General features: G+C 29.3%; 9 protein-coding genes and 1 pseudogene. 6 read left to right on the forward strand and 4 right to left on the reverse strand.

Annotated elements, in window-relative coordinates; translation table 11 throughout:
* The first annotated feature begins 17 nt into the window (after positions 1–17).
* Positions 18–1,073 (forward strand): methyltransferase domain-containing protein, encoded by a 1,056-nt coding sequence (locus MT340_RS12780; RefSeq protein WP_124753653.1) that lies wholly within the window; start codon positions 18–20, stop codon positions 1,071–1,073.
* A gap of 24 nt (positions 1,074–1,097) precedes the next feature.
* Positions 1,098–1,241 (forward strand): hypothetical protein, encoded by a 144-nt coding sequence (locus MT340_RS12785; RefSeq protein WP_107362890.1) that lies wholly within the window; start codon positions 1,098–1,100, stop codon positions 1,239–1,241.
* Between the two features lie 150 nt (positions 1,242–1,391).
* Here MT340_RS12785 and MT340_RS12790 read toward each other — a convergent pair whose 3' ends face one another.
* Positions 1,392–1,484 carry a type I toxin-antitoxin system Fst family toxin gene (locus MT340_RS12790; protein ID WP_001791613.1) on the reverse strand — a complete coding sequence of 31 codons (93 nt, stop codon included), beginning with the start codon at positions 1,482–1,484 and terminating at the stop codon, positions 1,392–1,394.
* A 212-nt stretch (positions 1,485–1,696) separates the two neighbouring features.
* Here MT340_RS12790 and MT340_RS12795 point away from each other — a divergent pair, with 212 nt between their 5' ends.
* Positions 1,697–2,257 carry an LOG family protein gene (locus MT340_RS12795; RefSeq protein WP_243590297.1) on the forward strand — a complete coding sequence of 187 codons (561 nt, stop codon included), beginning with the start codon at positions 1,697–1,699 and terminating at the stop codon, positions 2,255–2,257.
* Between the two features lie 410 nt (positions 2,258–2,667).
* On the opposite strand, the gene MT340_RS12800 is transcribed toward MT340_RS12795, so the two are convergent.
* Both MT340_RS12800 and MT340_RS12805 read right to left on the reverse strand, forming a co-directional pair.
* Positions 2,668–3,126, reverse strand: coding sequence for a DUF1307 domain-containing protein (locus MT340_RS12800; protein ID WP_243590306.1), 459 nt, complete (start codon positions 3,124–3,126; stop codon positions 2,668–2,670).
* Between the two features lie 92 nt (positions 3,127–3,218).
* Positions 3,219–3,670, reverse strand: a pseudogene (locus tag MT340_RS12805) (IS6 family transposase).
* A 236-nt stretch (positions 3,671–3,906) separates the two neighbouring features.
* On the opposite strand from MT340_RS12805, the gene MT340_RS12810 reads away from it, so the two are divergent.
* The 3 genes from MT340_RS12810 (at position 3,907) to MT340_RS12820 (ending at position 5,292) form a co-directional block, all read left to right on the forward strand.
* Complete coding sequence (locus MT340_RS12810; protein ID WP_243590307.1) at positions 3,907–4,068, forward strand: hypothetical protein; 162 nt, start codon at positions 3,907–3,909, stop codon at positions 4,066–4,068.
* Positions 4,069–4,649: 581 nt separating this feature from the next.
* Positions 4,650–4,964: a hypothetical protein gene (locus tag MT340_RS12815; protein ID WP_243590308.1), complete on the forward strand. Its 315-nt coding sequence runs from the start codon at positions 4,650–4,652 to the stop codon at positions 4,962–4,964.
* 145 nt (positions 4,965–5,109) lie between these two features.
* Positions 5,110–5,292: a hypothetical protein gene (locus MT340_RS12820; protein ID WP_243590309.1), complete on the forward strand. Its 183-nt coding sequence runs from the start codon at positions 5,110–5,112 to the stop codon at positions 5,290–5,292.
* Between the two features lie 583 nt (positions 5,293–5,875).
* Here the strand turns inward: MT340_RS12820 and MT340_RS12825 are convergent.
* On the reverse strand, positions 5,876–6,643 hold the full coding sequence (locus MT340_RS12825) for a DUF536 domain-containing protein (protein WP_243590310.1): 768 nt from the start codon (positions 6,641–6,643) through the stop codon (positions 5,876–5,878).
* Positions 6,644–7,083: the final 440 nt, after the last annotated feature.

Genomic DNA, 7,083 nt, shown 5'->3' on the forward strand with positions numbered 1-7,083 from the left:
TTAAGGAGGATAAATTAATGAATCAAGAAACTTCAGTAATCAATAGGTATGGAAATGCAGCTAAAAAACACGAAGAAAACTTATGTTGCCCAGTAGAATATGATACAAAATATTTAAAGCTTATACCAGATGAAATTATAGAGAAAGATTATGGTTGTGGAGATCCTTTAGGTAAAATCAAAGAAGGAGACACAGTATTAGATTTAGGTTCCGGCGGTGGCAAAGTTCCTTATATAGTTTCTCAAATCGTTGGTGAAACAGGCAAAGTTATTGGTGTAGATATGAATGATGATATGTTAAACCTTGCTAAAAAATATCAAAATCAAATGATTGAAAGAATTGGTTATGACAACATTATTTTTCATAAAGGAAAAATTCAAAACTTAAAATTAAATTTAGAAGAACTCGATAAATATATTCAAGAACACCCTGCTAGTAACTTAGATACTTATCAATCTATCAATCAATATATTAATTACTTAGAAAATGAAATGACAATGATAAAAGATAATAGCATAGATGTGGTTATATCTAATTGTGTTTTAAATTTAGTTTCAACAGATGAAAAAGAAGCATTATTCAAAGAAATTTACCGAGTTTTGAAAAATGGAGGTAAAGCAGTTATTTCAGATATCGTTTCTAATGTAGAAGTACCAGAAAAATTGAGACAAGATGAAAATTTGTGGAGTGGTTGCTATTCAGGAGCTATTCAGGAAAAATCATTTGTTGAGTCTTTCGAAGATGTAGGTTTTTATGGTGTGGAAATTGATAAACGTGAAGAAACATGGACTACTATTGAAGATATTGATTTTAGAAGTATGACTGTTATAGCTCATAAAGGTAAAGAAGGACCTTGTATTGATAAAGGACAATCAGTTATATACAAAGGGCCATTTAAACATATTGAAGATGATGATGACCATATTTTTGAACGAGGTGAAAGAACATTTGTATGTGAAAAGACCTTTAATATATTAAAGCAAGCACCATATAAAGAAGTTTTTGAATTTATAGATGAAAATGAAAATCTAATTAACAAAAGTGAATGTTGTGACACATTATGTGGATGTTAATTAATAATTAAAGGAGGTGTTATAATGGAAAAAAATGCATTTAAAAAAGCAATTTCTAAATTAAAACCTAAAGAACAAGCTTGTTGCTCTGTAGAAATTGAGGAAAAAGAAGAGAACAAAAAAGAAAATACAAATAAAGATCAAAATAATAATAAAGGCTGCTGTTAATGCGCTATTAAATACTAATTTTGCATTTCTCTACTAACCAGTGTTATAATCTAGATAACGAAAATGATTAACAATTAATGCACCAATCCCCACACTACTCGCAATAGTGTGGGGATTTTTTCGATGCTGGCTTATAAAGTCGCCTATTAATTATTTGTTGCGTTTACTAAGCCAATAAGTATAATACGCAACGGCACAGCCACTGATGACTGGTGCTATGATGTGAACGAAAATGATTAGCAAAGTAATGCACCTCCTCTCTGCGTCTGAATTGACGCCTGAGAGATAGGCGACCTTTATATTATATCATCTCCGAATATACGATGATAGATAACTTCCGATAAGTGATCTTACGTTATGTAACTTTATTTTTATAGTATCAAGACAAGAAGAAACGCGTTTCAAAATCATCCCCTAAATTCATTAAGATAAAGACAAAAAAGGAGTAATAAAAAATGAATATTATAGTCTATTGCGGAGCAAGCAAAGGAAACAAAAAAGAATACGAAAATAGTGCAATTCAATTAGGCGAATGGATAGCTAAGAATAATCACACTTTAGTTTTTGGTGGCGGAAATGCAGGACTAATGGGAACAATTGCAAATACAGTAATACATAATAACGGAAAAACAATCGGAGTAATGCCTACGTTTTTACAACAAAGAGAATTAGCTCATGATAAATTAGACGAACTAATAATTGTGGAAAGCATGTCAGAAAGAAAAGAAGTTATTTTAGAAAAAGGCGATGTATGTATAGCTCTTCCTGGTGGTCCTGGAACTTTAGAAGAAATTACTGAAGTTGTATCGTGGTCAAGAGTTGGACAAAACAATAACCCATGTATTTTTTTCAACACAAATAATTATTATTCTCTTATCGAACAATTCTACGATCAAATGGTTTCACACGAGTTTTTAACTCAAGAAGACAGAGATAATATACTATTTTCAAACTCATTCCGAGAAATTGAAGAATTTATAAGTAACTATAAAACACCAAAAGTAAGAACTTATTAATCAAAGTTGCTTTATTGACGTTGAGCCTCTGAACCCTTAACACCCCCTAAACTTGTCGAATGGTCGGATTAATAACTCACGCTATACCGACATTCGTCTGCAAGTTTGGTTCTTCTCAACATCAATAAATTTTCTCGGCATAAATGCCATGTTATAATTAAAATATCTTTTCTGGATTTTCTCGTATTGTTTTTCACTTTTATCATCCACAAAGTAAGTAAGAGCTACTTAAATTTTAAATTAGCTCTTAAAACGCAAATGAGAGTCAAATAAATATAAATACATTTCACAAACAAAAATTTAAGTAATCATTCCTGTTGAACACTATAATTACAAAGGGTTAAAAATAAAAAATAACGCTAGCTTTTTGCTAACGTTATTCCAAGTGTATCAAATATATTAAGTCAAAATTAGTCTTCCTTTTCTTTAAAACCATTTTCTTTCATTTTCTTCTCAGTTTTCTTCATACTAATGCTTGTCCCTGTATTACCAGCAATATTAACAATACCTTTAGATTTTAAAGTATCAATCTCAGCCTTTTCGAAATCTACATTTATAGTTTCTACAAACCCTCCATCACTCTCTTTAATAGATTCCTTTACACCTTTAACGTCTTGCATTTTTTCACTTTGGTTCTCTATTTTTTCCTTAACCCTTTTTTTAGATGTATCATCATTAATACCAAAGTCACTATATTTCAAAGTACTTACATATTTTTGTTTAATTATTTTGTCCCCTTTATATGTATAAGTCACCTCCACTTTCACATTAGATTGTTTCCCAACAAATGTTTTATTTTTTTCATTCCCACAAGCAGATAACGTAATTAAAATAACAATACTTGCTACCAAACCAATAATTTTTTTCATAATTTAATCTCCTTTATTTTAATATTACATAATAGGTTCTGTTGCAAAGTAAAAAATATAGCTAACCACTAATATATCATGTCAGTGTTCGCTTAACTTGCTAGCATGATGCTAATTTCGTGGCATGGGGAAAATCCGTAGATCTGAAGAGACCTGCGGTTCTTTTTATATAGAGCGCAAATACATTCAATACCTTTTAAAGTATTCTTTGCCGTATTGATACTTTGATATCTTGTCTTTCTTACTTTAATATGACGGTGATCTTGCTCAATGAGGTTATTCAGATATTTCGATGTACAATGACAGTCAGGTTTAAGTTTAAAAGCTTTAATTACTTTAGCCATTGCTACCTTCGTTGAAGGTGCCTGATCTGTAACTACCTTTTGAGGTTTACCAAATTGTTTAATGAGGCGTTTGATAAACGCATATGCTGAATGATTATCTCGTTGCTTACGCAACCAAATATCTAATGTATGTCCCTCTGCATCAATGCACGATATAAATAGCTCCATTTTCCTTTTATTTTGATGTACGTCTCATCAATACGCCATTTTTAATAAGCTTTTTTATGCTTTTTCTTCCAAATTTGATATAAAATTGGGGCATATTCTTGAACCCAACGGTAGACCGTTGAATGATGAACATTTACACCACGTTCCCTTAATATTTCAGATATATCACGATAACTCAATGCATATCTTAGATAGTAGCCAACGCTACAGTGATAACATCCTTGTTAAATTGTTTATATATGAAATAGTTCATACAGAAGACTCCTTTTTGTTAAAATTATACTATAAATTCAACTTTGCAACAGAACCTCAAATTTTTTATACTTGGAATAAAAAAGAGTATTTAGCGAGTGAGATTTTTGATTTAACAGAAAGTGAAAAACAAGAAATTAATCATCAAATGATTGATGAAATTGAAGAAGAAAAATAAATTTCTTAAACGTTAGCAAAAAGCTAGCGTTTTTTTGTTGAAATACGTTAAAAATGGTTGGGTACAAACTGGGTACAGACACAATATATAGGGGTACAACTGGGGTACAATCGCAATTTGTAGGGGTACAATAGGGGTACAAAAATAAAAAAATGGTAGCAGATTAAAAATCTTGTATCCCTTGAAATGTCTGGCTTCGCCAGACCTACCATTCAAAATGGTAGCAAATTTCCCTTATGCTCTTACAAAGAATTTGGAGCCAATTCAAAATTTGGGTGTTTCTTGAAAGAAATTGCCCCTGCAGGAACTAAAAAAGTTGATGAAATTTCGAGCCATTTTATGCCAATTTTTAGTTTGCATATAAATGGGCAGTGTCTAAAAATTCGACACTGGTTTTGCTCAAATTTTTGTTTATGAAATATATTTATATTTATTTAACTCTCATTTGCGTTTTGAGAGCCGTTAATAAATATATATAAAACACCCTTAAACGTTTAAAAAAATACTTTAAAATTGCAAATAAAGGTATTTAAAATTTTAATAAGTCTTGTGATAAGTTTTTTTGAAGGAGAGGTTCTAATTTGATATTTATATATATAATTTTTTCAGCTGTTTTACTTTATTATGCTTTGAAATATGGTATTAGAAATGGATTTGCTGAACTTGAAGCTAACAAAGAGGATTTAATTTATTATCAAAAAAGTGCGAAGTTGTTTGAAGAAATTGGAAATATTTATCATACGATCTCGACGTCTCAATCTGAGAGAGTGGGTGAGGCAAAAGTTATTTATAATAATTCTTTTGATATTTTGGTTTCAGGAGAAAAACCTAAATATATATTTGATAAATTAACTGAACACAAAGAACAAATTTCTAAATTAAGTATAGAGAAATAGTTATATTTGCGTTTTAAGAGCCATAAATATATAAAACACCCCTAAATGCTCTAAAAAGTATTTTAAAATTACGAATAAGGGTATTTAAGAATTAAATAATGTTTGTGCTAAAGTTTTTATTAGAATTAGAAAAGGAGATTTAATTTTGAAATTTGTTTTATATTTCTTGTATTTCTTTGTTTCTTTTTTTATTTTGAAATGTTTACTTGATTTAGTGATACCAACACTTGATTTTGATGTATATCTAAATCTTATTACTGCATTGTTTTTTGCAATATTTATGACTTTACTTAATTATGTTTTGAAAAAGAATAAAAATAAAAAGTAGAACACGCATTTATGCCGAGAAAATTTATTGATCGTTGAGAAGAACCCTTAACTAAACTTGTAGACGAATGTCGGTATAGCGTGAGCTATTAAACCGACCATTCGACAAGTTTTGGGATTGTTAAGGGTTCCGAGGCTCAACGTCAATAAAGCAATTGGAATAAAGCAATTTTATTTTTTGAGAAGAAAACAAAAGGAGTTTTTGCATAAAATTTGGAAATTATAAAATTGACTCGTTTTACTTAAGTATGATTATAGGTGTTTTAGTTGCTTCCTTAATTTTCCCTTATATACTTTTATCTGTTTTTGTTTTATTGATTATTGGCTTAAAAAAAGAGGATAAAGAAGGTTAATTTTCGGCTTAGATTTTGATTTTTGAAACGAGTTGAAAACGAGTTTCTTTTTGTCTTGATCATGCTATATGATAATTTATCATATCCTCAAATTTTAAATAAAAATTTCATGTGTCGCTCAATAATAAAACCTCTATTGATACAACTTCACATAATTGATGATTATCAGAAGTTTAATCCACATTAAAAAGCATGGCAAGTTCATGAACTTGCCATGCTTTTTATTTACAATTAGTTACCAAATAAACGACTCCAAAATCCCTTTTTAGGTGGTTCTACCTCCCTATTATCATCGGGTTCATTCTTCGTTTCTTCAATGAACCTATTCTCTTTTGTTAATTCACCTTCATTTGTACTGTCGTTCTTTTTCTCTTCGGCTATATCCTTGTAATTTACTTCTGTTGGTTGACGCTTTGTTTGTTGTTGGTTGATATTTTGTGATTCTTCAGTAAAAGTTGCTTCTTGCGGATTAATATTTTGACTATTATTCGTCGCTGTATCAAAAGAATAATTAAGCTGTCTTTCTTCTTCTAATTGGCTTTCTAGTTTTTGAATTTTTTTATTGCTTTCTAAAGCTAATATTTGTTGATTCTCCAACAATTTATTTAATGTATTAACATTGCTATTTTGTTGATCTAATTGCTTAGTTAAATTCTCAATATATTTTTCATCATTTTTAGCTCTAGTTTCAAAGATTTCTATTTGCTTTTCTAATTCGTTTACTTTTGTTTTTAATGTCTCAGAACTATTTGAATTATTATATATATTCTTTTCTGCTTTTGCAGTATTTTCACCAAACAATTCTTTTTTTACTGATTCTTTATTTTGGATTGTACTCTCTTTCTTAGTAATTTTTTCTATAATTTTCAAATAATTATTATCATCAATATAATTAATCCCATTTTCTTTTTCAAAAGTTATATTTAAACTTTTAGCATTATTAACAATAGTTTGTTTAGTTACACCTAATTCATCAGCAACCATTTTAATAGTTCTCATAACATCCACCCTTAGGTACCTAATTTAGTACCTAAATTTTACCACCTAATGAAGTTTATTTCATTATTTACCGCCTAAATTTACTACCTATTTACTACATATGTACCTAATTAGCTCCCTATAATATGTTTTTGAAGCTTAATTAGGTACTAAAACAATGAACTACACATTTTGCCATGGCAATGTGCTTTTAACTTCATTTAAAACTCTTTATATACTTTCTTAAAAGTGTTAATATTGCTTTATAAATACTAAAAGAGTCAAAGCTATTGGCGTAGCATTGACTCTCGGTAATAAAACGATTCGCACTCGTTTGTTTATATATTTTTTGATACTTGTATTATATCTATCTAATCATCTAAGTGCAAGCACAAAACATATAACTTACGTAAAAATTGTTTTATTACCTCAATCCTAAAAATGGAAATGAGGTTTTTATT

The organism is Staphylococcus sp. NRL 16/872 (genome assembly GCF_022815905.2).
Classification (GTDB): domain Bacteria; phylum Bacillota; class Bacilli; order Staphylococcales; family Staphylococcaceae; genus Staphylococcus.